25 protein-coding genes are annotated in these 25,932 nt (G+C 32.3%); 24 read left to right on the top strand and 1 reads right to left on the bottom strand.

Annotated elements, in window-relative coordinates:
• Positions 1-9 precede the first annotated feature (9 nt).
• From ftsZ to GVY01_RS03540, 22 genes are all read left to right on the top strand, one after another.
• Positions 10-1,188: a cell division protein FtsZ gene (gene ftsZ, locus GVY01_RS03435; RefSeq protein WP_017637168.1), complete on the top strand. Its 1,179-nt coding sequence runs from the start codon at positions 10-12 to the stop codon at positions 1,186-1,188.
• A 244-nt stretch (positions 1,189-1,432) separates the two neighbouring features.
• Positions 1,433-2,236, top strand: a complete 804-nt coding sequence (gene pgeF / locus GVY01_RS03440) for a peptidoglycan editing factor PgeF (protein WP_017637167.1) — start codon at positions 1,433-1,435, stop codon at positions 2,234-2,236.
• Positions 2,236-2,913: a YggS family pyridoxal phosphate-dependent enzyme gene (locus GVY01_RS03445; protein WP_017637166.1), complete on the top strand. Its 678-nt coding sequence runs from the start codon at positions 2,236-2,238 to the stop codon at positions 2,911-2,913. The genes pgeF and GVY01_RS03445 overlap by 1 nt, the downstream gene beginning before the upstream one ends.
• Positions 2,914-2,918: 5 nt before the next feature.
• Complete coding sequence (locus tag GVY01_RS03450) at positions 2,919-3,503, top strand: cell division protein SepF (protein ID WP_017637165.1); 585 nt, start codon at positions 2,919-2,921, stop codon at positions 3,501-3,503.
• A gap of 11 nt (positions 3,504-3,514) precedes the next feature.
• Positions 3,515-3,808: a YggT family protein gene (locus GVY01_RS03455; RefSeq protein ID WP_017637164.1), complete on the top strand. Its 294-nt coding sequence runs from the start codon at positions 3,515-3,517 to the stop codon at positions 3,806-3,808.
• A 141-nt stretch (positions 3,809-3,949) separates the two neighbouring features.
• Positions 3,950-4,729, top strand: coding sequence for a YlmH family RNA-binding protein (locus tag GVY01_RS03460; protein ID WP_017637163.1), 780 nt, complete (start codon positions 3,950-3,952; stop codon positions 4,727-4,729).
• A gap of 23 nt (positions 4,730-4,752) precedes the next feature.
• Positions 4,753-5,403, top strand: a complete 651-nt coding sequence (locus tag GVY01_RS03465) for a DivIVA domain-containing protein (RefSeq protein ID WP_017637162.1) — start codon at positions 4,753-4,755, stop codon at positions 5,401-5,403.
• A 215-nt stretch (positions 5,404-5,618) separates the two neighbouring features.
• Positions 5,619-8,369, top strand: coding sequence for an isoleucine--tRNA ligase (ileS, locus tag GVY01_RS03470; protein ID WP_159333643.1), 2,751 nt, complete (start codon positions 5,619-5,621; stop codon positions 8,367-8,369).
• Positions 8,370-8,710: 341 nt separating this feature from the next.
• Positions 8,711-9,505 carry a VOC family protein gene (locus tag GVY01_RS03475; RefSeq protein ID WP_017637160.1) on the top strand — a complete coding sequence of 265 codons (795 nt, stop codon included), beginning with the start codon at positions 8,711-8,713 and terminating at the stop codon, positions 9,503-9,505.
• 4 nt (positions 9,506-9,509) lie between these two features.
• Positions 9,510-9,983 carry a CHAP domain-containing protein gene (locus GVY01_RS03480; protein WP_017637159.1) on the top strand — a complete coding sequence of 158 codons (474 nt, stop codon included), beginning with the start codon at positions 9,510-9,512 and terminating at the stop codon, positions 9,981-9,983.
• Between the two features lie 167 nt (positions 9,984-10,150).
• Positions 10,151-10,627, top strand: coding sequence for a signal peptidase II (lspA, locus tag GVY01_RS03485; RefSeq protein ID WP_029055477.1), 477 nt, complete (start codon positions 10,151-10,153; stop codon positions 10,625-10,627).
• A gap of 11 nt (positions 10,628-10,638) precedes the next feature.
• Complete coding sequence (locus tag GVY01_RS03490; protein WP_017637158.1) at positions 10,639-11,556, top strand: RluA family pseudouridine synthase; 918 nt, start codon at positions 10,639-10,641, stop codon at positions 11,554-11,556.
• Positions 11,557-11,955: 399 nt separating this feature from the next.
• Positions 11,956-12,483: a bifunctional pyr operon transcriptional regulator/uracil phosphoribosyltransferase PyrR gene (gene pyrR, locus GVY01_RS03495; protein WP_017637157.1), complete on the top strand. Its 528-nt coding sequence runs from the start codon at positions 11,956-11,958 to the stop codon at positions 12,481-12,483.
• Between the two features lie 192 nt (positions 12,484-12,675).
• Positions 12,676-13,968 carry a uracil-xanthine permease family protein gene (locus GVY01_RS03500; RefSeq protein ID WP_017637156.1) on the top strand — a complete coding sequence of 431 codons (1,293 nt, stop codon included), beginning with the start codon at positions 12,676-12,678 and terminating at the stop codon, positions 13,966-13,968.
• 24 nt (positions 13,969-13,992) lie between these two features.
• A complete protein-coding gene (locus GVY01_RS03505) occupies positions 13,993-14,874 on the top strand; it encodes an aspartate carbamoyltransferase catalytic subunit (RefSeq protein ID WP_017637155.1) in 882 nt (293 codons plus the stop codon).
• Positions 14,875-14,892: 18 nt separating this feature from the next.
• Positions 14,893-16,170 carry a dihydroorotase gene (locus GVY01_RS03510; RefSeq protein ID WP_017637154.1) on the top strand — a complete coding sequence of 426 codons (1,278 nt, stop codon included), beginning with the start codon at positions 14,893-14,895 and terminating at the stop codon, positions 16,168-16,170.
• Complete coding sequence (locus GVY01_RS03515; protein ID WP_017637153.1) at positions 16,171-17,271, top strand: carbamoyl phosphate synthase small subunit; 1,101 nt, start codon at positions 16,171-16,173, stop codon at positions 17,269-17,271.
• Positions 17,264-20,437: a carbamoyl-phosphate synthase large subunit gene (gene carB / locus GVY01_RS03520; RefSeq protein WP_017637152.1), complete on the top strand. Its 3,174-nt coding sequence runs from the start codon at positions 17,264-17,266 to the stop codon at positions 20,435-20,437. The genes GVY01_RS03515 and carB overlap by 8 nt, the downstream gene beginning before the upstream one ends.
• 110 nt (positions 20,438-20,547) lie before the next feature.
• Positions 20,548-21,240 (top strand): orotidine-5'-phosphate decarboxylase, encoded by a 693-nt coding sequence (gene pyrF / locus GVY01_RS03525; protein ID WP_029055472.1) that lies wholly within the window; start codon positions 20,548-20,550, stop codon positions 21,238-21,240.
• Entirely contained in the window at positions 21,241-21,852 is a 612-nt protein-coding gene (pyrE, locus tag GVY01_RS03530) for an orotate phosphoribosyltransferase (RefSeq protein ID WP_017637150.1), read from the top strand.
• 25 nt (positions 21,853-21,877) lie between these two features.
• Entirely contained in the window at positions 21,878-22,102 is a 225-nt protein-coding gene (locus GVY01_RS03535; RefSeq protein WP_017637149.1) for a hypothetical protein, read from the top strand.
• 449 nt (positions 22,103-22,551) lie between these two features.
• Positions 22,552-22,959 carry a VOC family protein gene (locus GVY01_RS03540; protein WP_017637148.1) on the top strand — a complete coding sequence of 136 codons (408 nt, stop codon included), beginning with the start codon at positions 22,552-22,554 and terminating at the stop codon, positions 22,957-22,959.
• A 131-nt stretch (positions 22,960-23,090) separates the two neighbouring features.
• Here GVY01_RS03540 and GVY01_RS03545 read toward each other — a convergent pair whose 3' ends face one another.
• On the bottom strand, positions 23,091-24,797 hold the full coding sequence (locus tag GVY01_RS03545) for an Rqc2 family fibronectin-binding protein (protein WP_017637147.1): 1,707 nt from the start codon (positions 24,795-24,797) through the stop codon (positions 23,091-23,093).
• 193 nt (positions 24,798-24,990) lie between these two features.
• Here GVY01_RS03545 and gmk point away from each other — a divergent pair, with 193 nt between their 5' ends.
• Together gmk and rpoZ are read left to right on the top strand one after the other, a co-directional pair.
• Complete coding sequence (gmk, locus tag GVY01_RS03550) at positions 24,991-25,614, top strand: guanylate kinase (RefSeq protein ID WP_017637146.1); 624 nt, start codon at positions 24,991-24,993, stop codon at positions 25,612-25,614.
• Entirely contained in the window at positions 25,614-25,826 is a 213-nt protein-coding gene (gene rpoZ, locus GVY01_RS03555) for a DNA-directed RNA polymerase subunit omega (protein ID WP_017637145.1), read from the top strand. Before gmk ends, rpoZ begins: the two co-directional genes overlap by 1 nt.
• Positions 25,827-25,932: the final 106 nt, after the last annotated feature.

A 25,932-nucleotide genomic window follows, 5' to 3' on the forward strand; every position in this document is an offset into this window, starting at 1 on the left:
GAAATTTAAATGTTAGAATTTGAACAAGGATTTAATCATTTAGCGACTTTAAAAGTCATCGGTGTAGGTGGCGGCGGTAACAACGCTGTAAACCGTATGATTGACCACGGTATGAATAATGTAGAATTTATCGCTATCAATACGGATGGACAAGCTTTAAACTTATCTAAAGCTGAATCAAAAATCCAAATTGGTGAAAAATTAACACGTGGATTAGGTGCTGGAGCTAACCCAGAAATTGGGAAAAAAGCTGCAGAAGAATCACGTGAACAAATTGAAGATGCAATCCAAGGTGCAGATATGGTATTCGTAACTGCAGGTATGGGTGGCGGTACTGGTACTGGTGCTGCTCCTGTAGTAGCAAAAATTGCTAAAGAAATGGGAGCTTTAACAGTTGGTGTTGTTACTCGTCCATTCGGCTTTGAAGGTCGTAAACGTCAAACACAAGCTGCTGCCGGCGTTGAATCAATGAAAGCTGCTGTAGATACATTAATCGTTATTCCTAATGATCGTTTATTAGATATCGTTGATAAATCAACTCCTATGATGGAAGCATTTAAAGAAGCAGACAACGTTTTACGTCAAGGTGTACAAGGTATTTCTGACTTAATCGCTGTATCTGGTGAAGTTAACTTAGACTTTGCTGACGTGAAAACTATTATGTCAAACCAAGGTTCTGCCTTAATGGGAATTGGCGTATCATCTGGAGAAAATAGAGCGGTAGAAGCAGCTAAAAAAGCTATTTCTTCACCTTTATTAGAAACTTCTATTGTTGGTGCACAAGGTGTACTTATGAACATTACAGGTGGGGAATCACTTTCTTTATTCGAAGCTCAAGAAGCTGCTGATATCGTACAAGATGCTGCTGATGAAGACGTGAACATGATTTTCGGTACAGTAATTAACCCAGAATTACAAGATGAAATTGTAGTTACAGTTATTGCTACTGGATTTGAAGACAAACCATCTTCTCAAGGACGTAAAGCTTCTAGTACTGGATTCGGTTCTAGTGTAAATAGTGCTTCATCATCTCATTCTGTAGATAGAGAAGAATCTGTAAGCAGTTCTGCTTCAAGTGCATCATCTTCTGACAGTGTGAACGAAAGAACTCATACAACTAAAGACGATGATATTCCTAGCTTTATTAGAAACAGAGAAGAAAGACGTTCAAGAAGAACTAGACGTTAATTAATTCTCTAAACATATTATTTTAAGTCATCAGATTGAATTCTGATGACTTTTTAATTTTTTACATAGGAATTTTTAAGATTATAACCAGATTCTAAAGTTTAAGAAAAAGCATGTTAATCCATGTACAATTAAAATAGTTTTAATTTAATTACAAATAAAAATGTTATATAATAACTTTACGAAAGCCATTTTTATCATTAATAGCAAATATTGAAAATTCATACTTAAGGTTGTGAAACATTTGACTGAAAAATTTATTAAACAAGATCATTTTTTAGAATACAAAGACGAAAATAAGACAAATACTACCCTTGGATTTACTACGAGAGAGGGTGGCTTAAGTATGTATCCTGAAAATGCATTTAATATGGCTAGATACGTTGACGATGATCAAGATAATATATCAAAGCATCAAGCTATTTTAGCCGATTTGATACATTTTCCTAGAAGAGATTGGGTATTTCCTATACAAACTCATGAAAATAAAGTAGCCAAAATCACAGCTGCAGATAAAGGAACTAATATCGATGCAATCACTAATGATTTACATGGCATTGATGGTCTGTATACATATGAACCTAATATTTTATTAACGATGTGTTATGCAGATTGTGTACCAGTATATTTTTATAGTGAGAAAAATCATTATGTTGGTTTAGCTCATGCAGGTTGGAGAGGTACATATGGTGAAATTGTAAAAGAAATGGTTCGACAAATCGATTTTGACTTAAATGATTTACAAGTTGTGATAGGTCCTGCAACTTCAAATTCGTATGAAATTAATGATGATATTAAATCTAAATTTGAAACATTAGATATTGAAACAACACAATATATAGAAACACGAGATGAAGACAGACATGGTATCGATTTAAAAAAAGCCAATGCTTTATTATTACAAAGTGTGGGTGTACCAAAAGATAATATTTATATTACAGATTATGCTACATCAGAAAACTTAGATTATTTCTTTTCCTATAGAGTAGAGAAAGGGCAAACTGGTAGAATGTTAGCCTTCATCGGAAGAAAGCAAGGTGAAGATTAATGCGTAAAGTCGAAGAAAATTTGGCAAAAATTAACGATGAAATAAATCAGCAAAGAGAAAAAAGTAACATTTCAACACAGCCTAGCGTGATTGCAGTGACAAAGTATGTTACAATAGAGCGAGCTAAAGAAGCTTATCAAGCTGGACTTCGTCACTTTGGTGAGAATAGACTTGAAGGATTTAAAGAAAAGAAAGAAGCACTACCTAGTGATGCAGTGTTTCATTTTATCGGATCTTTGCAATCTAGAAAGGTTAAAGATGTCATCAATGAAGTTGATTACTTCCACGCTTTAGATAGAATGAGTTTAGCTAAAGAAATTAACAAACGTGCCAATCATACTATTTCTTGTTTCTTGCAAGTGAATGTTTCTGGAGAATCTTCTAAACATGGTATTGATTTAGACGATGTTAATTCATTTATCGAAGACCTTAAACAATATGAGAATATAAAAATAGTCGGATTAATGACTATGGCACCATTTACAGATGATGTTGAATACATACAGTCATTATTTAGAAAATTACGAATAAAAAGAGACGAAATACAGAAACTCAATTTAGAATATGCACCGTGTACTGAATTATCTATGGGTATGAGTAACGATTACCTCATTGCTATAGAAGAAGGTGCTACGTTTGTAAGAATTGGGACTAAACTTGTAGGAGAAGAGGAGTGAGCCCCGTGGCTTTAAAAGATTTATTTAATGGTTTTTTTGTAGTTGAAGATGAAGAAGAAGTGGAAGTACCAGAAGAACGCGAACAAGAACGTGATCGTAAACAAGAACGTGAAGTTGAATCACAAAGAGAGGTAGCACAAGAACCGGCTACGTCAAAAACAAGTGCTATTAAATCAGTGCCACAAAAAAGTTCAACTAGATATAATTCAACTTCTGAAGAAAGGAATTATCGTATGACTAATAATTCTAAATCAAACTCAAGAAATGTTGTAACGATGAATAATAATGCACAAACAAATGTTGCTACTCAAGAAAGTTCAAAAATGTGTTTATTTGAACCACGTGTATTCTCAGACACTCAAGATATTGCAGATGAATTAAAAAATCGTCGTGCTACTTTAGTTAATTTACAACGCATTGATAAAGTCTCTGCTAAACGTATTATTGATTTCTTGAGTGGTACAGTATATGCAATTGGTGGCGATATCCAACGTGTCGGTACAGATATTTTCCTATGTACTCCAGACAATGTTGAAGTTGCTGGTAGCATTACAGACCATATTGAGAATATGGAGCAACATTACGAATAAGGAGATAACATATGGATATTGGATTACTTAATACAATATTCCGAATTATAATTTGGATTGTTCAAATCTATTATTATGGAATGATTGTTTATTTCTTTACTTCTTGGGTGCCAAATATTCGAGAATCTAAGTTTGGTGAAATACTCGGGAAGATTTACGAACCATTTTTGGAACCATTTAGAAAAATAATTCCACCAATTGGAATTATTGATATATCATCTATTGTTGCTATCATTGTTTTAGTATTATTCCAACGAGGATTAGTGACTATTTTCAACATGATTTTAGTTCACTTAGCTGGATAAGAGTAAATACTTAAAAGATAGTAAATAATATAGATGTTGTTGAATAACGAGGTAACTGGAAGTATGCCAGTTTGCCTCGTTTTATTGTTAACTTTGTAAAATAATGTGACTGAACTGGCTAAACTACTTAAAAATAAGGAGGTGTCAAACATCGATATTTATCAGCATTTTAGAAAAGAAGAACAAGCAACCATTGATTTATTAATCGATAAATGCCAACAAGCTGAACGACATTATGCGCCAGTATTAACGAACTTTTTAGATCCTAGAGGTCAGTATATATTGGAAGTTATTGTTGGTAGTTATGAAGATTTGGTTGTTCATTTTAATGGGGGACCTCAAGCTGAACGACAACGTGCACTGATCACACCTTCTTATTACGAACCAAATGAAAGTGATTTTGATTTAACTTTAATTGAAATAGACTATCCACAAAAGTTTGTTACAATACAACACCAACATGTATTAGGGACATTGATGTCTTTAGGAATAGATAGAAATCAACTTGGAGATATTATGGTTGGAGAACGTATTCAATTTGTTTTGACAAAAGCTTTAGAATCATTTATTATGTTAGAATTCACTAAAATCAAAGGTGCTACAATTAAACTTAATTCTATTCCTTTGAAAGATATGATACAATCAGAAGAGAATTGGAAGATTCATAGTTCAACGGTGAGTGCACTAAGACTTGATGTTGTACTTAAAGAAATGATTCACAAATCAAGATCGATTGCGAAACAACTCATCGAGAAAAAAAGAGTAAAAGTGAATCACACAATCATTGATTCACCTGATTTTCAATTAGAAATGAATGATTTACTTTCCATCCAAGGTTTCGGTAGAGCACAAATGACCGATATAGGTGGAAGAACTAAAAAAGATAAAATACACATTACCTATAATACATTATTCAAATAGTGTAAAATTAAGGAGGACATAAAATGCCTTTTACACCAAGTGAAATTAAAAGCAAAGAGTTTACTCGTGTGAAAAATGGTCTAGAACCTACTGAAGTTGCAAACTATTTAGAACAATTAAGCTCTGAAATAGAAAGATTAAAAGAAGATAAAAAACAACTTGAAAAAGTTATTGAAGAAAGAGATACTAATATTAAGTCATATCAAGATGTTCATCAATCTGTAACTGACGCATTAGTACAAGCACAAAAAGCTGGTGAAGAAACTAAATTAGCAGCGAATAAAGATGCAGAAGCAACAATTGCCAAAGCTCAAGCGCAAGCTGATCAAATTGTAAACGATGCGGTAGAAAAAGCACGTCGTTTAGCTTTCCAAACTGAAGATATGAAACGTCAATCTAAAGTATTTAGATCTCGTTTCCGTATGTTAGTTGAAGCTCAATTAGACTTACTTAAGAATGACGATTGGGATTATTTATTAAATTATGATTTAGATGCTGAACAAGTCACTTTAGAAGACATTCACCATTTAAATGAAAATGATTTAACTGAAGAAGAAAAAGCAATGAAACAAAATGCTCAAAGTCAGTCTCAAACAACTGAATCTTCAGAAAGTACGGTTTCAACATCTCAAAGTGATTCAGTGACTCAATCAGAATCACCAAATCAAAAATAAAAAATCAGACGCGTAAGAAACAAAACACTTATCACAGCGAATTAGGAAATGGTGGGAGCCTAATATAAGCATGTTTCTTATATCACTGATTTGTTTCAAATAAATATATTCAAGAGAGAACTCTAAGTTGAGTTAATCAGGGTGGTACCGCGGTATAACCGTCCCTGTTAATTGAACTTAGAGTTCTTTTTTATAATTAGGAGGAATGAAAGTAAATGAATTATAAAGATACGTTATTAATGCCAAAAACAGAATTTCCAATGCGTGGTGGCTTACCTAATAAAGAGCCAAAAATTCAAGAACAATGGGATGCAGACAATCAATACCAAAAAGCATTAGATAAAAATAAAGGAAACCAATCTTACATTTTACATGATGGCCCACCTTATGCTAATGGTAGCTTACATATGGGTCATGCTTTAAATAAAATTATTAAAGATTTCATCGTTAGATACAAAACGATGCAAGGCTTTTATGCCCCGTATGTTCCTGGTTGGGATACACATGGTTTACCAATTGAACAAGCATTAACTAAAAAAGGCGTAGATCGTAAAAAAATGACTACTGCTGAATTTAGAGAAAAATGTAAAGAGTTTGCTTTAAAACAAGTTGAAATTCAAAAAAATGATTTCAAACGATTAGGTGTACGTGGTGATTTTGATAATCCGTATATCACATTAAACCCTGAATATGAGGCAGCACAAATTCGATTATTTGGTGAAATGGCTGACAAAGGTTTAATTTACAAAGGTAAAAAACCAGTATATTGGTCACCATCAAGTGAATCTTCATTAGCTGAAGCTGAAATTGAATACCATGATAAACGTTCTGCTTCAATCTATGTAGCGTTTAATGTTAAAGATGACAAAGGTGTCGTTGATCCTGACGCACAATTTATTATCTGGACAACTACACCATGGACAATCCCTTCAAATGTAGCGATTACAGTTCATCCAGAATTAAAATATGGACAATATAATGTTAACGGTAAAAAATACATTATTGCACAAGCTCTAGCAGAAACAGTTGCAGAAGCATTAGAATGGGATACAGATTCAATCCAACTTGAAAAAGAATTTACAGGTAAGGAATTAGAATATGTTGAAGCACAACATCCATTCTTAGACAGAACTTCATTAGTTATTAACGGAGACCACGTCACTACTGATGCTGGTACAGGTTGTGTTCATACTGCTCCTGGACACGGGGAAGATGACTATATCGTTGGTCAAAAATATGATTTACCTGTTATTAGTCCACTAAATGATAAAGGTGTGTTCACTGAAGAAGGCGGACCATTTGAAGGTATGTTCTATGACAAAGCGAATAAAGCTGTTACTGATTTATTAACAGAAAAAGATGCTTTATTAAAACTAAGCTTCATTACTCATAGTTACCCACATGATTGGAGAACTAAAAAACCAGTTATTTTCCGTGCGACACCACAATGGTTTGCTTCTATTAATAAAGTAAGACAAGATATTCTAGATGCGATTGATAATACTGATTTTAAAGTAGATTGGGGCAAAACTCGTATTTACAATATGATTCGTGATCGAGGAGAATGGGTTATTTCTCGTCAACGTGTATGGGGTGTTCCACTACCAGTATTCTATGCTGAAAATGGCGACATCATCATGACTAAAGAAACAGTTAATCATGTTGCAGATTTATTCGAACAACATGGTTCAAATATTTGGTTCGAACGTGAAGCTAAAGATTTATTACCTGAAGGATTCACTCATCCAGTAAGTCCTAATGGCGAATTTACTAAAGAAGAAGATATTATGGACGTATGGTTCGATTCAGGATCATCTCATAGAGGTGTACTTGAAACACGCCCTGAATTAAGTTTCCCAGCAGATTTATACTTTGAAGGTAGTGACCAATATCGTGGTTGGTTTAACTCATCAATTACAACTGCAGTGGCAACAAAAGGTCAATCACCATACAAATTCTTATTATCTCATGGTTTCGTCATGGATGGAGAAGGTAAGAAAATGAGTAAATCATTAGGCAACGTGATTGTACCGGATCAAGTTGTAAAACAAAAAGGTGCTGATATTGCACGTTTATGGGTAAGTAGTACAGACTATTTAGCTGATGTGCGTATTTCAGATGAAATTTTAAAACAAACGTCAGATGTATATCGTAAAATCAGAAATACATTAAGATTTATGTTAGGTAATGTGAATGATTTCAATCCAGAAACAGATGGTATTGCTGAAGCGGATTTATTAGAAGTCGATCGTTATTTATTACATCGTTTACGTGAATTCACTGCTAGTACTATCAAAAACTATGAAAACTTTGATTACCTTAATATTTATCAAGAAGTACAAAACTTTATCAATGTAGAATTAAGTAATTTCTACTTAGATTATGGTAAAGATATTCTTTATATTGAAGAACGTTCATCACATAAACGTCGTAGTATGCAAACAGTGTTATATCAAATCTTAGTTGATATGACTAAATTACTTGCACCAATCTTAGTGCATACTGCAGAAGAAGTTTGGTCACATACGCCACATGTTAAAGAAGAAAGTGTACATTTAGCTGATATGCCAAAAGTTGAAGAAGTAGACCAACAATTATTAGATAAATGGAATACATTTATGAAATTACGTGATGACGTCAACCGTGCATTAGAAGCAGCTCGTAATGAAAAAGTCATTGGTAAATCATTAGAAGCTAAAGTGACTATCGGTAGTAATAGTGATTTCAATGCTTCAGAATTCTTACAACAATTTAATGAATTACAACAATTATTTATTACTTCTCAAGCAGAAGTAGTTGACCACGTTGACAATGGTCAAGCTTATCAATATGGTGATATCCGTATTGAACATGCTGAAGGTGAAAAATGTGAAAGATGCTGGAACTACAGTGATCAATTAGGATCAGTAGGAGAACTAGATCACTTATGCCCACGTTGTCAAGAAGTCGTAAAAACATTAAATTAATATTAGATCATTGATTTAAAGCTGTTAGCAGTGTCAATTGACATTGCTAACAGCTTTTATTTTATATTTTTAAATTTGAAATATTGATAAAGGTTACTTTATTATTTTTACGTTCATATATTAGCTAATGAAAATTTAGATAGTCATTAAAATTGGAATGAATTAGTGTAAGTTTAATTGAAATGTCATGTTCTCATTATGCTCTTTCAAGCAATATTTTTAGCAATTAAGTTGCTTTTAGTATAAATTTTTAGCATAATATTAAAAATATGGATGTTACTGATAATAATTTCAATAATGAGTTAAATTTATAGATAAGCTTTATGAAAGAGGTAGTATGTATGTTTCATAATAAGAATGCAAATTTTGTAAATGGAATAACTATAAATGTAAGAGATAAAGATGAACTTAAACCTTTTTATGAAGAAATATTAGGGTTAAATATTGTTAACGAAACGATGACGAGCATTCAATATGAAGTAGGAATGTCAAATACATTCATTACGTTAAATGAAATTACTAATGGACGAGAACCATTAATGTCAGAAGCTGGGTTATTTAATTTAGGAATCATGTTGCCAACGCTATCTGATTTAGCTGATTTATTAGTACAATTGAGCGATTATGAAATACCTGTTAACGGTGGAGAACAAAGTGTTTCAACGTCTTTGTTTATTGAAGATCCTGAAGGCAACGGTTTGAAATTTTATGTCGATCAAGATTTTGAGTCATGGCATTATGAGGATGATAAAGCATTGCTTAATATTGTGCCAATTAACGTCCCACGTTTATTAAATGAAGTTTCAGACGAAAAGTGGCAAGGCATTCCAGATGAGGCTAAAATTGGTACGTTACATTTAAAGACGGTACGTATATCTGAAGTCAAAGATTATTATTTAAATTATTTTGGTTTAGAAGAATCAGCATATATGGATGACTATTCATTCTTTTTATCATCTCAACATTACCACCATCATTTAGCTATAAATCAATGGATATCCGGAACTAAACGCGTTGATAATTCTCATTCTTATGGCTTAGCACTTGTAGATTTTCATTATCCAGAAACGACCCATTTGAATGTTAAAGGGCCGGATGGCATATATTTTAGGTTTAATTATATAAAAGAAGAGTGATTCAGTGAAAAAAAGTATAACTTTAATGTTTATAGTGACTATATGTATTACGATAGCTGCAATAATAGATGGATTAAATAATCAAGATATGACAGAGCCCAAAAATCATTTATTAGAAATCAATCCAATGAAATATAATACTTATCAAAAAGGTCAATGTACGTATTATGTTTTTGATAAAGTCAAAGAAGATCACCATCAAATTGAGAACACATGGTCTGATGCAAAAGAATGGGCTAAAAATGCTGAAAAAGATGATTACAAAGTCAATCATCAACCTAAAAAAGGGTCGATATTACAAACAACTAAAGGAAAATATGGGCACGTAGCATATATTGAAAAAATAAATCAAGATGGATCACTTCAAATTTCTGAGATGAATTTTAAAAAAGCTTATGAAATTACAGATAGAACAATTCCAAGTTTTGATGTAGATCAATATCAGTATATACATCCTAAAAATAATGAAAAAGCATAATTAAGAACAACATATCGATACTCATAATAATGCCGATTAGCAAATAAAATTATTTCATTATGTACATCGTATTTATTTTTAGGCTATCCTGTTTTTATATACTTGATTAAGATATAATAAAAGATGTTGTAAAAAAGTGATGAATGGTTTTGAATGGAGGCACATGAATGAAAAAGAAATATTATACTGGTATTTCATTATTCGTAGTCATTTTTATTTTAGTCATTGACCAAATAACAAAATGGATAATTGCTAGTTCAATGAAAATAGGGGATTCCTACGAAGTAATACCAAATTTTTTAAATATAACATCCCATAGAAATAATGGTGCTGCTTGGGGTATTTTAAGTGGAAAAATGTTTTTCTTTTATATCATTACAGTAATTATATTAATCATACTCGTATTATTCTTTATTAAAGAAGCTAAGTACAATTTATTTATGCAATTAGCTGTTAGTTTGTTGTTCGCAGGCGCTTTAGGGAATTTTATAGATCGTTTGTTTAATGGAGAAGTTGTTGATTTTATCGACACAAATATTTTTGGATATGATTTTCCAATATTTAATATTGCCGATTCAAGTTTAACAATTGGTGTAATTTTAATAATTATAGCTTTACTTAAAGATACAACAAATAAAGAATAGGAGGTAAGGTAATGGAAACATATGAATATCAAATTTCAGATAATAATTATGTAGGTCAAAGATTAGATAAAGTATTACCTGAATTGAATAGCGATTGGTCACGTAGTCAGATTCAAGATTGGATCAAAGAAGATTTAGTAAAAGTAAATGATAAAGTGGTAAAACCAAACTATAAAGTTAAACAAAACGATCATATTATCGTAACAGAACAAGAGGTCGTAGAAGCGGATATCACGCCAGAAAATTTAAATCTTGATATTTTTTATGAAGATAACGATGTAGCTATTGTATATAAACCTAAAGGTATGGTTGTTCATCCATCACCTGGTCATTATACAGGTACTTTAGTCAATGGATTGATGTATCAAATTAAAGATTTATCAGGTATTAATGGTGAAATACGCCCAGGCATCGTTCACAGAATTGATATGGATACTTCAGGATTGTTAATGGTTGCTAAAAATGATATTGCGCATCGAGGCTTAGTTGAGCAATTAATGGCGAAATCAGTTAAACGTAAATATGTCGCATTAGTACATGGCAATATTCCACATGATTATGGAACTGTAGACGCACCTATTGGACGTAATAAAAAAGACCGCCAAGCTATGGCTGTCGTAGATGATGGAAAAGAAGCAGTAACACATTTCAATGTATTAGAACATTTTAAAGACTACACATTAATTGAGTGCGAGTTAGAAACAGGTCGTACTCACCAAATCCGTGTACATATGAAATATATTGGATTCCCATTAGTTGGGGACCCTAAATATGGTCCTAAGAAAACATTAGATATTGATGGACAAGCTTTACACGCAGGAGTCATTGGTTTTGAACATCCAGTAACTCATGAATATATTGAAAAAACAGCTAAATTACCACAAGAATTTGAAGATTTATTAGATGATATTAGAAAAAGAGATGCTTAATATAGTTTGATAAATCATATAGTTCAATATTTGAGTTGAGAAACTTTTAATTAAAGTCTAGACATAAGTCATAAACTTATAAAGATAAATAAAAAAATAGTCATATGACCGTTGACTAATTATAGTTTTAGGATTAAACTAATAACAGTTTAAATAAAAAATCGTAAGTCTTTAAATGTAAGTCCAGAGAGGCTTCAAAGACATGAAAATGATACTTAATATACATTAATGTTACTACCTTTATATACTTTTATAGAAAGTTTTTTAAAGAATTGTAACTCATGTAAATGAATGAAAATGTGTATGTGATTATATCTCAATTACACATTATCTATATATCAACCTCATGTCTTGTTAAAGATGTGAGGTTTTTTTCATGTTAATTTATGAGGTGAGGAAATGTCTGAACGCATCATTATGGATGAAGCAGCAATACAACGTACAGTAACTCGAATTGCACATGAAATTCTTGAGTATAACAAAGGTACAGAAGATTTAGTATTATTGGGCATTAAAACGCGAGGTGCTTACCTTGCTTACCGTATTCAAGAAAAAATTAATATGATTGAGCAACAACTTGTTCCAACAGGTACAATTGATATTACACAATTTCGAGATGACATTGATCAAGTTTCAAAGCAATCTTTTGATAAAGCATTTGAGATTGATGTAGACATCACAGGAAAAGTTGTTGTCATCGTGGACGATGTTTTATATACAGGAAGAACTGTAAGAGCGTCATTAGATGCTATACTATTACACTCTAGACCAATTAAAATTGGTTTGGCAACACTTGTTGATCGAGGCCATAGAGAACTTCCAATTCGAGCAGATTTTGTAGGGAAAAATATACCTACTGCACGAGATGAATCAGTGAAAGTATTCTTAACGGAAAAGGATTCAACGAATGCGGTAGTAATTGAATAATATATCCTTTTAAAACAGTACGAGAGACTGAAAAAGGTGAATTGAATTATATAAGCATTTAACTAACTGTAATATAGTTATGTAAACTTATATGACTATAGATACATATTGCTTATGATTCATATCATTGACTTTAGTCTCTTTGCATAACTGTATGTAAAGAGATTTTTTTATGAGAGGAAATGAATCATTATGGAAAATGAACAAATGTTTGAACGTACAGTAAAACCAGTATTAGATGTTAAAGATAAACCAAAAGCAGGCCAATGGGCATTCTTAAGTTTACAACATTTATTTGCGATGTTTGGATCGACTGTACTTGTACCATTTTTAACAGGACTACCAATATCAGCTGCATTATTAGCATCTGGAATCGGAACATTATTATACATATTAATAACAAAAGCCAAAATACCTGCTTATTTGGGTTCTAGTTTCGCTTTTATCACTCCAATCATTACTGGGTTAAGTACACATAGTTTAGGAGACATGTTAGTTGCATTATTCATGAGTGGATTAATGTACGTCATTATCGGTATATGTATACGATTTAGTGGAACAGAATGGCTAATGAAATTATTACCACCTGTTGTGGTTGGACCAGTAATCATGGTTATCGGTTTAAGTCTTGCACCTACAGCAGTAAACATGGCAATGTATGAAAATTCAGGAGACATGAAAGGTTACAATTTAAGTTATTTAGTAGTAGCGTTAATCACTTTAATAGTAACTATTATTGTGCAAGGTTTTTTCAAAGGATTCTTATCCCTCATACCAGTTTTAATCGGTATTATTGTAGGTTATATCGTTTCAATATTTATGGGATTAGTAAAATTTGCGCCAATAGCTAAAGCTAAATGGTTAGATTTCCCAGGTATTTATCTACCATTTAAAGATTATGTACCATCGTTTCACCTAGGATTGGTACTAGTGATGATACCAGTAGTTTTTGTGACAGTTAGTGAACATATTGGACATCAAATGGTCATTAATAAAATTGTAGGTAAAAATTTCTTTAAAGATCCAGGATTAGACAAATCAATTATCGGTGACGGTGTATCAACGATGGTTGCAAGTATTATCGGAGGACCACCAAGTACAACATACGGTGAGAACATTGGCGTTCTAGCGATTACTAAAATTTATAGTATTTACGTTATTGGTGGCGCAGCTGTCATAGCGATAGTACTCGCATTTATAGGAAAATTCACAGCACTTATTTCTTCAATACCAACACCAGTCATGGGTGGTGTATCTATACTATTATTCGGTATTATCGCCGCAAGTGGTTTAAGAATGATTGTTGAGAGTAATGTTGATTTTGCTAACAATAGAAACTTGGTAATAGCATCTGTCATTTTAGTAATTGGTATTGGAAATCTACTTATCAATTTAAAAGGTATTGGCATAAATCTTCAGCTTGAAGGAATGGCATTATCAGCATTATCAGGTATTATTTTAAATTTAATCTTACCTAAAAAATAATCAGTTTAACTGAGGAGGCAAACAATGGAACATTTATTATCAATGGAAGATTTATCAAACAATGAAATTTTTAGCTTAGTTAAAAAAGCAAGTCAATTTAAATCTAGAGAAGTTAATGTACCGCAATACAAAGATAAATTTGTAGCTAATTTGTTCTTTGAAAATTCAACTAGAACAAAATGTAGTTTTGAAGTTGCCGAACAAAAGTTAGGATTGAATTTAGTTAATTTTGAGACAAGTACATCATCAGTTCAAAAGGGTGAATCCTTGTATGATACTTGTAAAACTTTAGAAAGTATTGGTGTTAATTTACTTGTAATTAGACATTCTCAAAATGCATATTATGAAGAATTAAATAATTTAAATATCCCTATAGCTAACGGTGGGGATGGTAGTGGTCAACATCCAACACAAAGTTTACTTGATTTAATGACAATTTATGAAGAGTATGGAAAATTTGAAGGTCTAAATGTATTAATTTGTGGTGACATCAAAAATTCTCGAGTAGCTAGAAGTAATTTTCATAGTTTAAAAGCATTAGGTGCAAATGTAATGTTCGCGAGCCCCGAAGAATGGGTAGACGATACAATAGAGGCATCATATGTAAATATTGATGATGTGATTAACCAAGTAGATATTGTGATGTTGCTAAGAGTTCAGCATGAAAGACATGGTATTACTGGAAAGGCCAATTTTGAAGCTGAAAATTATCATCAACAATATGGGTTAACTAGGGAAAGATATGATAAATTAAAAGAAGAAGCTATTGTCATGCATCCGGCTCCTGTAAATAGAGGAGTAGAAATCGAAAGCGAATTGGTAGAGGCACCTAAGTCTCGAATATTTAAGCAAATGGAAAACGGTATGTATTTGAGAATGGCAGTTATTGATGAGCTTTTACAATAAGGAAGGGGTATTTGAATCATGAAATTAATTAAAAACGGTAAAATTATTAAGAACGGAAAATTGAAAAATACAGATATTTTAATCGAAGGTAAAAGAATTAAAACGATCAGTACTAAAATAGATGCATCATCTGACGATATTGAAGTCATTGATGCTAAAGGAAATTTAATCGCACCAGGATTTGTAGATGTACATGTGCATTTACGTGAACCAGGTGGTGAACACAAAGAGACAATTGAAACAGGTACAAAAGCAGCAGCTAGAGGTGGATTTACTACAATTTGCCCTATGCCTAATACAAGACCAGTACCAGATTCAGTTGAAAATGTAAGAGCGTTAAGAGAAAGAATTTCTGAAACAGCTCAAGTTCGCGTATTACCCTATGCTTCAATTACAACTAGACAAGCTGGTAAAGAGTTAGTGGATTTCGAAGCTTTAGCTAAAGAAGGTGTGTTTGCGTTCACAGACGATGGCGTCGGTGTACAACAAGCGAGTATGATGTACGCTGCTATGAAGCAAGCTGCTAAAGTTAAAAAGCCAATTGTTGCTCATTGTGAAGACAATAGCTTAATTTATGGCGGCGCTATGCATAAAGGTAAACGTAGTGAAGAACTAGGTATTCCTGGTATTCCAAATGTTTGTGAATCAGTTCAAATTGCAAGAGATGTTTTATTAGCTGAAGCAGCAGGATGTCATTATCATGTTTGTCACGTATCAACTAAAGAAAGTGTCCGTGTTATTCGCGATGCTAAAAAAGCAGGCATTCATGTTACAGCTGAAGTAACGCCACATCACTTATTATTAACAGAAAATGATGTTCCAGGTGATGATGCTAATTATAAAATGAATCCACCATTAAGAAGTACAGAAGATCGTGACGCATTATTAGAAGGATTATTAGACGGTACAATTGATTGTATTGCTACAGACCATGCGCCACACGCTAAAGAAGAAAAAGAACAACCTATGACTAAAGCACCATTTGGAATTGTAGGTAGTGAAACAGCATTCCCATTACTATATACACACTTCGTAAGAAATGGTAATTGGTCATTAAAACAATTAATTGATTATTTAACAATTAAACCAGCTACAATCTTTAATCTTAACTACGGAAAACTACACAAAGATAGTTATGCTGATATTACTATTATTGATTTAGAAAATGAAAAAGAAATTAGAAGTGAAGATTTCTTATCAAAAGCTGACAATACACCATTTATTGGTGAGAAAGTATACGGACATCCCGTATTAACTATGATAAAAGGTGAAGTTGTATTTAAGGAGGAAAAATAAATGCTTTCAAAACGTTATCTAGTATTTGAAGACGGTTCTTATTATGAAGGATACCAGCTAGGTTCAGATGAATTATCGATTGGTGAAATTGTTTTTAACACAGCAATGACAGGTTATCAAGAAACAATTTCTGACCCTTCATATACAGGTCAAATTATTACATTTACGTATCCATTAATTGGAAATTATGGAATTAATAGAGATGACTTTGAATCTTTAACACCTACATTAAATGGTGTAGTAGTCAAAGAAGCAAGTACACATCCAAGTAATTTCCGTAATCAAAAGACATTACATGAAGTATTAGTTCAATATCAAATACCTGGTATCTCAGGTGTTGATACTAGAAGTATCACACGTAAAATTCGCCAACATGGTGTATTAAGAGCTGGATTTACAGATAACAAAGATGAAATTGAAAGCTTAGTTGAACATCTTAAAACAACTGAATTACCTAGAGACGAAGTATCAACTGTTTCTACAAAAACACCTTATGTATCTACTGGAGCAGATTTAAGCGTTGTACTTCTTGACTTTGGTAAAAAGCAAAATATTGTACGAGAATTAAATATGCGAGGGTGCAATGTGACAGTTGTGCCATACGACACATCTGCTGAAGAAATATTGAAGATGTCACCAGATGGCGTAATGCTATCAAATGGACCTGGAGATCCAGATGAAGTAGAAGTAGCTATTCAAATGATTAAAGGTATTCTTGGTAAAATTCCATTCTTTGGAATTTGCCTAGGACACCAATTATTCGCATTATCCCAAGGTGCTAAATCATTCAAAATGAAGTTTGGTCATCGAGGCGCTAACCATCCTGTTAAAAACTTAAAAACAGGTAAAGTTGACATTACAAGTCAAAACCATGGTTATTCAATCGATAAAGATTCTTTAGAAAACACTGATTTAGAGGTTACTCATATTGCTTTAAATGATGGAACTGTTGAAGGTTTAAGACATAAGACTTTACCTGCTTTTTCTGTTCAATATCATCCTGAAGCAAGACCAGGCCCAAGCGATTCGAATTATTTATTTGATGAATTTATAACAATGATGAACGAGTTCATAGAAAAGGAGCGTAATGTAAATGCCTAAGCGTAACGATATTCAAACAATTTTAGTAGTAGGATCGGGTCCAATTATTATTGGGCAAGCTGCGGAATTTGATTATGCAGGAACTCAAGCTTGTCTTGCACTTAAAGAAGAAGGATATAGAGTTATATTAGTTAACTCAAATCCAGCGACGATTATGACAGATAAAGAAATTGCAGATAAAGTTTATATTGAACCATTAACACACGATTTTATTGCACGTATTATTCGCAAAGAACAACCCGATGCATTACTTCCTACATTAGGTGGTCAAACTGGTTTGAATATGGCTATTCAATTACACGATAGTGGTGTATTAGCCGCAAATAATGTGAAGTTACTTGGTACTGAATTAGAATCAATTCAACAAGCTGAAGACCGTGAATTATTTAGAACGTTAATGAATGATTTAAATGTTCCAGTACCTGAAAGTGACATCGTAAATACAGTAGAACAAGCTTTTAAATTTAAAGAAGAAGTTGGCTATCCATTAATCGTTCGTCCTGCATTCACAATGGGAGGAACTGGTGGCGGTATTTGCTACAACGATGATGACTTAAAAGAAGTTGTTACCAATGGTCTTCATTATAGTCCTGCTACACAATGTTTAATTGAAAAATCAATTGCTGGATTTAAAGAAATTGAATATGAAGTTATGCGTGATAAAAATGATAATGCAATCGTAGTTTGTAACATGGAGAATATTGACCCAGTTGGTATACACACTGGTGACTCAATTGTTGTTGCGCCAAGTCAGACACTATCAGACGTCGAATATCAAATGCTACGTGATGTGTCATTAAAAGTTATTCGCGCTTTAGGAATTGAAGGTGGATGTAACGTACAACTAGCTTTAGATCCAGATTCATACAACTATTACATTATTGAAGTAAACCCACGTGTATCTCGTTCATCAGCATTAGCATCTAAAGCAACAGGTTATCCAATTGCGAAGTTAGCAGCCAAAATTGCTGTAGGTTTAACACTAGATGAAATGTTAAATCCAATTACTGGAACTTCTTATGCTGCATTTGAACCTACACTAGACTACGTTATTTCAAAAATACCACGTTTCCCATTTGATAAATTCGAAAAAGGTGAGCGTGAATTAGGTACTCAAATGAAAGCAACTGGAGAAGTAATGGCAATAGGACGCACATATGAAGAATCTTTATTAAAAGCGATTCGTTCATTAGAATACGGCGTACATCATTTAGGATTACCAAACGGTGAAAGCTTTGATTTAGACTACATTAAAGAACGTATTAGTCATCAAGATGATGAAAGATTATTCTTTATAGGTGAGGCCATACGTCGTGGAACAACTTTAGAAGAAATTCATGAAATGACTAAAATTGATTATTTCTTCTTAAATAAATTCCAAAATATTATCAACATTGAACATGAACTTAAAGCACATCAAGGTGATTTAGAATACCTTAAATATGCTAAAGATTATGGATTCAGTGATAGAGTTATTGCACATCGTTTTGATATGACAGAAGAAGAAGTTTATCAATTACGAATTGAAAATAATATTACTCCAGTGTACAAAATGGTAGATACATGTGCTGCTGAATTTGAGTCTACAACACCTTATTACTATGGTACTTATGAAACTGAAAATGAATCTATTGTTACTGATAAAGAAAAAATTCTTGTATTAGGATCTGGACCTATTCGAATTGGACAAGGTGTAGAATTTGACTATGCAACAGTTCATGCTGTGTGGGCAATACAAAATGCTGGTTATGAAGCAATTATTGTAAATAATAACCCTGAAACTGTATCAACAGATTTTTCAATTTCAGATAAATTATATTTTGAACCATTAACAGAAGAAGATGTAATGAGTATTATTAATCTTGAAAAACCTAAAGGTGTAGTTGTACAGTTTGGTGGACAAACAGCAATTAACCTTGCTGACAAATTAGCAAAACATGGCGTACAAGTACTAGGAACTTCTTTAGAAAACTTAAACCGTGCTGAAGATAGAAAAGAATTTGAAGCATTACTTCATACTATCGATGTACCACAACCTCAAGGTAAAACTGCAACATCACCAAAAGAAGCGTTAGAAAACGCGCGTAATATTGGATATCCAGTTGTAGTTAGACCATCTTATGTGCTTGGTGGTCGTGCTATGGAAATTGTAGATAGTGATGATGAGTTAGAAAATTATATGACACAAGCTGTTAAAGCTAGTCCAGAACATCCAGTATTAGTTGATAGATATTTAACTGGTAAAGAAATTGAAGTCGATGCTATTTCAGATGGAGAAACAGTCATTATTCCAGGAATAATGGAACATATTGAACGTGCAGGTGTACACAGTGGTGATTCTATTGCAGTATACCCACCTCAAACACTATCTCAAGAAGAAATTAAAACACTTGAAGATTACACAATTAGATTAGCTAAAGGTTTAAATATTATTGGATTAATCAATATTCAATTTGTAATTGCACATGATGGTGTTTATGTTCTAGAGGTAAATCCTCGTTCAAGTCGAACAGTACCATTTTTAAGTAAAATTACTGACATTCAAATGGCACAATTAGCTATGCAAGCAATCATGGGTACGAAATTATCATCTTTAGGCTATAAAGAAGGTATTCAACCGTATTCAGAAGGTGTATTTGTTAAAGCACCAGTATTTAGCTTTAATAAACTGAAAAATGTAGACATTACTTTAGGGCCTGAAATGAAATCTACAGGTGAAGTAATGGGTAAAGACCAAACATTAGAAAAAGCGCTATACAAAGGGTTAACTGGTAGTGGATTTGAAGTCAAAGATCACGGTACAGTATTAATGACAGTAAGCAATAAAGATAAAGACGAAATTGTCAAAATTGCACACCGTCTTAATGAAGTAGGTTATAAGATTCTAGCAACTAAGGGGACTGCTGAAAAATTAAAACAAAATAATATACCAGCAGAAGTTGTAGGCAAAATCGGTGGAGAAAATGACTTGCTTACACGTATTCAAAATGGTGACGTTCAAATCGTTATTAACACAATGACAAAAGGTAAAGAAGTGGAAAGAGATGGATTCCAAATTCGTCGTACAACAGTTGAAAATGGTATTCCATGTTTAACATCATTAGATACTGCTAGCGCTTTAACTAATGTTATTGAGAGTATGACATTTACGATGCGAAATATGTAAACTAATTCAATATAATTTAATATTTTGAAACTACATTTTAATTTAGATAAGTTCTTCAATTCTTAGTTATTAGACTTTGATTGAAGAACTTTCAATATAAGGAGTACATAATGAAACAATTACCAATTATTGCATTAGATTTTGAATCTGCAGATAAAGTTAATGCATTTTTAGATCAATTTAATGAACCATTATTTGTAAAAGTTGGAATGGAATTATTTTATCAAACAGGACCTGATTTAATTAAATCAATTAAAGATAGAGGTCATAGTATATTTCTTGATTTAAAATTACATGACATCCCCAATACAGTAAATAAAGCAATGCAAGGGTTAGCAAAATTAGATGTAGATTTAGTAAATGTTCATGCAGCTGGTGGTAAGGCGATGATGGAAGCAGCTATTGAAGGATTACGTCAACACAACAAAGATATAAAAATCATTGCTGTTACTCAATTAACATCAACAACTCAAGAACAGTTAAATAATGAACAAAATATACAAACAACGATTGAAGAAGCAGTTCTAAATTATGCTCGATTGACTCAACAAGCAGGTCTTGATGGTGTCGTTTGCTCACCATTGGAAGCGGAATTGTTAACTAAAGAATTAGGCGAAGATTTTATGAAGGTAACGCCTGGCATTAGACCTCAAGGTGCTGCGCAAAATGATCAAAAACGAATCACTACACCGGAGCAAGCTAAAAAATTAGGATCAACACATATTGTTGTTGGTCGACCAATTACTCAAAGTGACAATCCAGTTGAAAGTTATCAAAAAATAAAAGAAAGTTGGTTAGGTTAAATGGCTAAAGAAATTGCAAAATCACTACTAGATATTGAAGCAGTATCATTATCACCAAATGATTTATTTACATGGAGTTCAGGTATTAAATCACCAATCTATTGCGATAACAGAGTAACATTAGGCTATCCAGAAGTACGAAATGCTATTAGAGATGGTTTAATCAAACTTATTAATGAAAAATTTGAAGACGTAGAAATTATTTCTGGTACTGCAACAGCAGGTATACCTCATGCTGCGTATATTTCAGAAAAAATGGAGTTACCAATGAACTATGTTCGTTCGAAAAGTAAAAGTCATGGTAAACAAAATCAAATTGAAGGTGCCAAAAGTAAAGGCAAAAAAGTAGTTGTTGTTGAAGATTTAATTTCTACTGGTGGATCATCAGTAACAGCAGTAGATGCCCTTAAAGAAGCTGGCGCAGAAGTGTTAGGCGTTGTTGCTATATTTACTTACGGTTTAGCTAAAGCAGATGATACATTTAAACAAGCACAAATTCCTTTTTACACTTTAAGTAATTATAACGAATTGATTGAAGTAGCAAAAGAACGCGGTGAAATTTCTGAAAATGACATTCAGACTTTAGTTGATTGGAGAGATAACTTATCATAAGATAGGTTTATAGGTGGGATGTAAAATGTTAAAGCAGAAACATGATAATCATCTGTACTCGTCATTAAAACACTGCAATGCATTTTTAAGTCGACGGGAAGATTTTAGAAATACAACTCAACTCGATGTCCAAGAAAATGAAAGTACAGTATCCAAATTTCAAAAAGAAATGAATTATAATGCTTTTGAACATACAAGTGATATTTTCAAAAAAGCAAAGGAAAACTTACGTACTAAAGGTGAATTGTAGTCCGAAATAATGATTTAAACTACAGGATTATTAATTTAAAAACAATGAATTAAAAGAAACGGCGATTAGTCAATGTTTGTACTGAACCTTAAAAGTTGCATTAAAAACCAACTTTTTTAGGAGCACATCAGTTTAACAACACTCTAATGCCGTTTCTTTTTATATTACTTTAACGAATAAATAATTTAGTTAATAGCCATCCAATTAGTAAAACAATTACTAATATCAATAGAGGAATAAGTAAATGTGTCATATTATGGCCTCCTTTTCACTTAATTTAATTTTAACCGTTCAAACATATAAGTCAAAATTAAAAAACTACATCTAACAAAAATATTATAAATAGCTAAAATCTTAAAAGTGGGTATAGTCAACAAAATTAAGACACGCATGTTAAACTATGGATAAGTATTGATAATAATTTAAACAACACTTATAGGGGGATTAAAATGGAAATACCAAAAATAACGACATTTTTAATGTTTAATGATCAAGCAGAAGAAGCAATTAATTTATATACAAGCTTATTTGAAGATAGTGAAATTATAACGATGGTTAAATATGATGAAGATGGACCTGGAACACCTGGAACTGTTCAACATTCGATATTCACACTAAATGGTCAAGTTTTTATGGCTATTGATGCAAACAATGGAGAAGAATTACCAATGAATCCTGCAATGTCACTTTATGTCACTGTTAAAGATACAATGGAAATGGAAAGACTTTTCAGTGGACTAAAAAAAGAAGGCGCTATTTTAATGCCTAAAACTGAAATGCCACCATATCGCGAATTTGCATGGGTACAAGATAAATTTGGTGTCAGTTTCCAACTTGCATTACCAGATAAGCACTAACAAAATATTTATATAATTAAAAAGGACTGGTTACGTGTCATATATTGTGCTGAAATCCATAAAGTTAGATTTTAAGTCTAACTTTTGGGGTGCACTTCATATATGCGTAATCAGTCCTCTTTATATTTAAATTAAGTTAAACTTTCAGATTTCATATGTTGAATATGATCATAATCTGGAGTTGCATATAAAGTTTTTTGCTTGTCATAAGTGACAAATCCTGGTTTTGCACCAGAAGGTTTATGGACATGTTTTATTTCGGTATAGTCAACAGGAATTTGACCTGAATTTCCAGCTTTAGAGAAGTAACCAGCGAGCATAGCCGCTTCTTTAATAGTTTCTTCTGAAGGTGAATCATTTAGAATAACAACATGCGAACCTGGGATGTCTTTCGTATGGAACCATATATGATTTTTCTGTGCTTTTTTATTAGTGAGATAATCATTTTGTTTATTATTTTTACCTACTAATATCGTATCTCCATCTGTTGAAAGATAAGATTGAAGCTGTATTTTAGCATTTTTCTTTTTCTTAACATTTTTACGCTGTTTCATAAATCCTTGATCTGCTAATTCGTCACGAATATCATCGATTTCATTTACCGTTATATGTTCTAATTGCTGTTCAATACCAGTGAAATAGTCAATGTTTTCTTTAGTTAACTGAATTTGACGTTGAAGTTCATGTTCACGCGTTTTCATACGATTGTATTGTCTATAATAATATTGTGCATTAACAGAAGGAGATTTCGTTGGATTCAAGGGAATTGTAATCTCTTCATTATTATAATAATTGAGTACTGTTACAGATTCGTCTCCTTGATTTATACGATAAATATTTGCTGTTATTAATTCCCCATACAATTGATAATTATCTTTATCTTTAGTTCCTTCATATTCATGCATGAGTTTGCTTAATTTGTTTTGATATTTATGAAGTTGTTGTTGGACAAAACGCACTAAATCATTAGCACGTTGTTTGACGCGCTCACGTTCTCCTCGTGCATCATAATAACGATCTAATAAATCATTTAAAGAGTCATAAGTTACTATATCATCATAAAATTGATTTAAAGTCATGAAGTAAAAATCTTCTTTACCAGATTGATGATTTTTATGAAAGATAGGGGTAGGTGTTTCTAGTGTCTCAGACATAACTTCATCATATGCTTCAGGTAAAGTCTCAGGCGTCATAAACTGACGACGACTAACGATTTCATTTGTAATTAACGGGCTAAAACCTTCGAAAGTATTTAATAGTTGTTTAGCAATTTTACCCGCATTGAAATCAATATGTTTTAATGCTTCAGAACCTGAAACTTCATAAGGGTTTAATTTATGTTGAGTTGGAGGGGCTTCATATTGGAAACCAGGCATTACTGTACGATATTGGTTTGTATTAGGTGTAAGATGTTTAAATCCTTCGATGATTTTTCGATTTTCATCAACTAATATTAAATTACTATGTTTACCCATAATTTCTAATATAATCGTTCTATACATAGTATCGCCGATTTCATCTTTACTTTGTACATCAATTTCTACACGTCTATCATTACCAATTTGGCGAATAGCTTTAATAATGCCACCTTCTAGATGTTTACGGAAGACACGAGCAAACATAGGTGGGTCGAATGGATTATCATATTTTTTATTCGTTAATTGCAACCTTGAAAAGCTTGGATGTATAGATAAAAGTAGTTGATGATTTTGACGGTTTTGGCGTACAACAATAATTATCGTATCATTTTCGGGTTGATTAACTTTATGGATGCGTCCTGTAACTAAATCTTGTAAGGAATCAACCATCTGTTTTGTAAATAGGCCATCATATGCCATTGATATCTGCCACCTTCTTGTTATTCATTCTCATTATTGTAACATGCATCATTCGTACGGTCATGATTCTTGTTTAATTTAACTTATTATGACAAATGTATAATGAGTCGCTAAAAGTATCTCTATACAATTTCAAGTGCAATATGATATCATATTTAAATAATAGAAGAATAGCTTAGAAAGGTCGTAAGGCATGGATAATGAAAAAGGATTGTTAATAGTTCTTTCAGGTCCTTCTGGTGTAGGTAAAGGAACTGTTAGAAAGAAAATATTTGAAGATCCCAATACTTCGTATAAGTATTCTATATCGATGACTACTCGTAGCATGCGCGAGGGTGAAATTGATGGTGTAGATTACTTCTTCAAAACAAAAGATGAATTTGAAGCATTAATTAAAGATGATCAATTTATTGAATATGCCGAGTATGTAGGTAATTACTATGGTACGCCTGTTCAATATGTTAGAGATACGATGGACCAAGGACATGATGTATTTCTAGAAATTGAAGTCGAAGGTGCAAAACAAGTTAGAAAGAAATTCCCTGAAGCATTATTTATTTTCTTAGCTCCACCAAGTCTAGATGATTTAAGAGATCGTTTAGTAGGTAGAGGGACAGAATCAGATGAGAAAATTCAAAGTCGTGTTAGCGAAGCACGAAAAGAAGTAGAAATGATGAATTTATATGATTATGTTGTGGTTAACGATGAAGTAGAGTTAGCCAAAAACAAAATTCAATCAATCGTCGAAGCTGAACACCTTAAACGTGAAAGAATAGAAGCTAAATATAGAAAAATGATACTGGAGGCAAAAAAATAATGTTAAATCCACCTTTAAACCAATTAACAGGTAAGATTACATCTAAATATCTTATCGCTACTACTGCTGCAAAAAGAGCTCGTGAATTAGATGAAAAACCAGAAACAGCTTTAGAAAGTAAATACATTTCAGCTAAACCTGTTGGTAAAGCACTAGAAGAAATTGCTGATGGTAAAGTTTCACCAGTTATTCCTAACGAATTTTTAGGATAATCACATTAAAATAAATGTACACACCTTTTTTGAGATATGTTATTACATGAGTTGTAATGAATATATCACTTATATAAGGTGTGTTTTTTTAATATCATTGATAATT

Source organism: Staphylococcus sp. 8AQ (genome assembly GCF_902506595.1).
GTDB classification, from domain to species: Bacteria; Bacillota; Bacilli; order Staphylococcales; family Staphylococcaceae; genus Staphylococcus; species Staphylococcus pasteuri.

What these genes read in the sequence shown, in the direction of transcription:
- ftsZ (WP_017637168.1), top strand. Translation starts at nt 10, where the DNA reads ATGTTAGAATTTGAACAAGGATTTAATCATTTAGCGACTTTAAAAGTC.
- GVY01_RS03445 (WP_017637166.1), top strand. Translation starts at nt 2,236, where the DNA reads ATGCGTAAAGTCGAAGAAAATTTGGCAAAAATTAACGATGAAATAAAT.
- GVY01_RS03455 (WP_017637164.1), top strand. Translation starts at nt 3,515, where the DNA reads ATGGATATTGGATTACTTAATACAATATTCCGAATTATAATTTGGATT.
- GVY01_RS03465 (WP_017637162.1), top strand. Translation starts at nt 4,753, where the DNA reads ATGCCTTTTACACCAAGTGAAATTAAAAGCAAAGAGTTTACTCGTGTG.
- ileS (WP_159333643.1), top strand. Translation starts at nt 5,619, where the DNA reads ATGAATTATAAAGATACGTTATTAATGCCAAAAACAGAATTTCCAATG.
- GVY01_RS03475 (WP_017637160.1), top strand. Translation starts at nt 8,711, where the DNA reads ATGTTTCATAATAAGAATGCAAATTTTGTAAATGGAATAACTATAAAT.
- lspA (WP_029055477.1), top strand. Translation starts at nt 10,151, where the DNA reads ATGAAAAAGAAATATTATACTGGTATTTCATTATTCGTAGTCATTTTT.
- GVY01_RS03490 (WP_017637158.1), top strand. Translation starts at nt 10,639, where the DNA reads ATGGAAACATATGAATATCAAATTTCAGATAATAATTATGTAGGTCAA.
- pyrR (WP_017637157.1), top strand. Translation starts at nt 11,956, where the DNA reads ATGTCTGAACGCATCATTATGGATGAAGCAGCAATACAACGTACAGTA.
- GVY01_RS03500 (WP_017637156.1), top strand. Translation starts at nt 12,676, where the DNA reads ATGGAAAATGAACAAATGTTTGAACGTACAGTAAAACCAGTATTAGAT.
- GVY01_RS03505 (WP_017637155.1), top strand. Translation starts at nt 13,993, where the DNA reads ATGGAACATTTATTATCAATGGAAGATTTATCAAACAATGAAATTTTT.
- GVY01_RS03510 (WP_017637154.1), top strand. Translation starts at nt 14,893, where the DNA reads ATGAAATTAATTAAAAACGGTAAAATTATTAAGAACGGAAAATTGAAA.
- GVY01_RS03515 (WP_017637153.1), top strand. Translation starts at nt 16,171, where the DNA reads ATGCTTTCAAAACGTTATCTAGTATTTGAAGACGGTTCTTATTATGAA.
- carB (WP_017637152.1), top strand. Translation starts at nt 17,264, where the DNA reads ATGCCTAAGCGTAACGATATTCAAACAATTTTAGTAGTAGGATCGGGT.
- pyrF (WP_029055472.1), top strand. Translation starts at nt 20,548, where the DNA reads ATGAAACAATTACCAATTATTGCATTAGATTTTGAATCTGCAGATAAA.
- pyrE (WP_017637150.1), top strand. Translation starts at nt 21,241, where the DNA reads ATGGCTAAAGAAATTGCAAAATCACTACTAGATATTGAAGCAGTATCA.
- GVY01_RS03535 (WP_017637149.1), top strand. Translation starts at nt 21,878, where the DNA reads ATGTTAAAGCAGAAACATGATAATCATCTGTACTCGTCATTAAAACAC.
- GVY01_RS03540 (WP_017637148.1), top strand. Translation starts at nt 22,552, where the DNA reads ATGGAAATACCAAAAATAACGACATTTTTAATGTTTAATGATCAAGCA.
- GVY01_RS03545 (WP_017637147.1), bottom strand. Translation starts at nt 24,797, where the DNA reads ATGGCATATGATGGCCTATTTACAAAACAGATGGTTGATTCCTTACAA.
- gmk (WP_017637146.1), top strand. Translation starts at nt 24,991, where the DNA reads ATGGATAATGAAAAAGGATTGTTAATAGTTCTTTCAGGTCCTTCTGGT.
- rpoZ (WP_017637145.1), top strand. Translation starts at nt 25,614, where the DNA reads ATGTTAAATCCACCTTTAAACCAATTAACAGGTAAGATTACATCTAAA.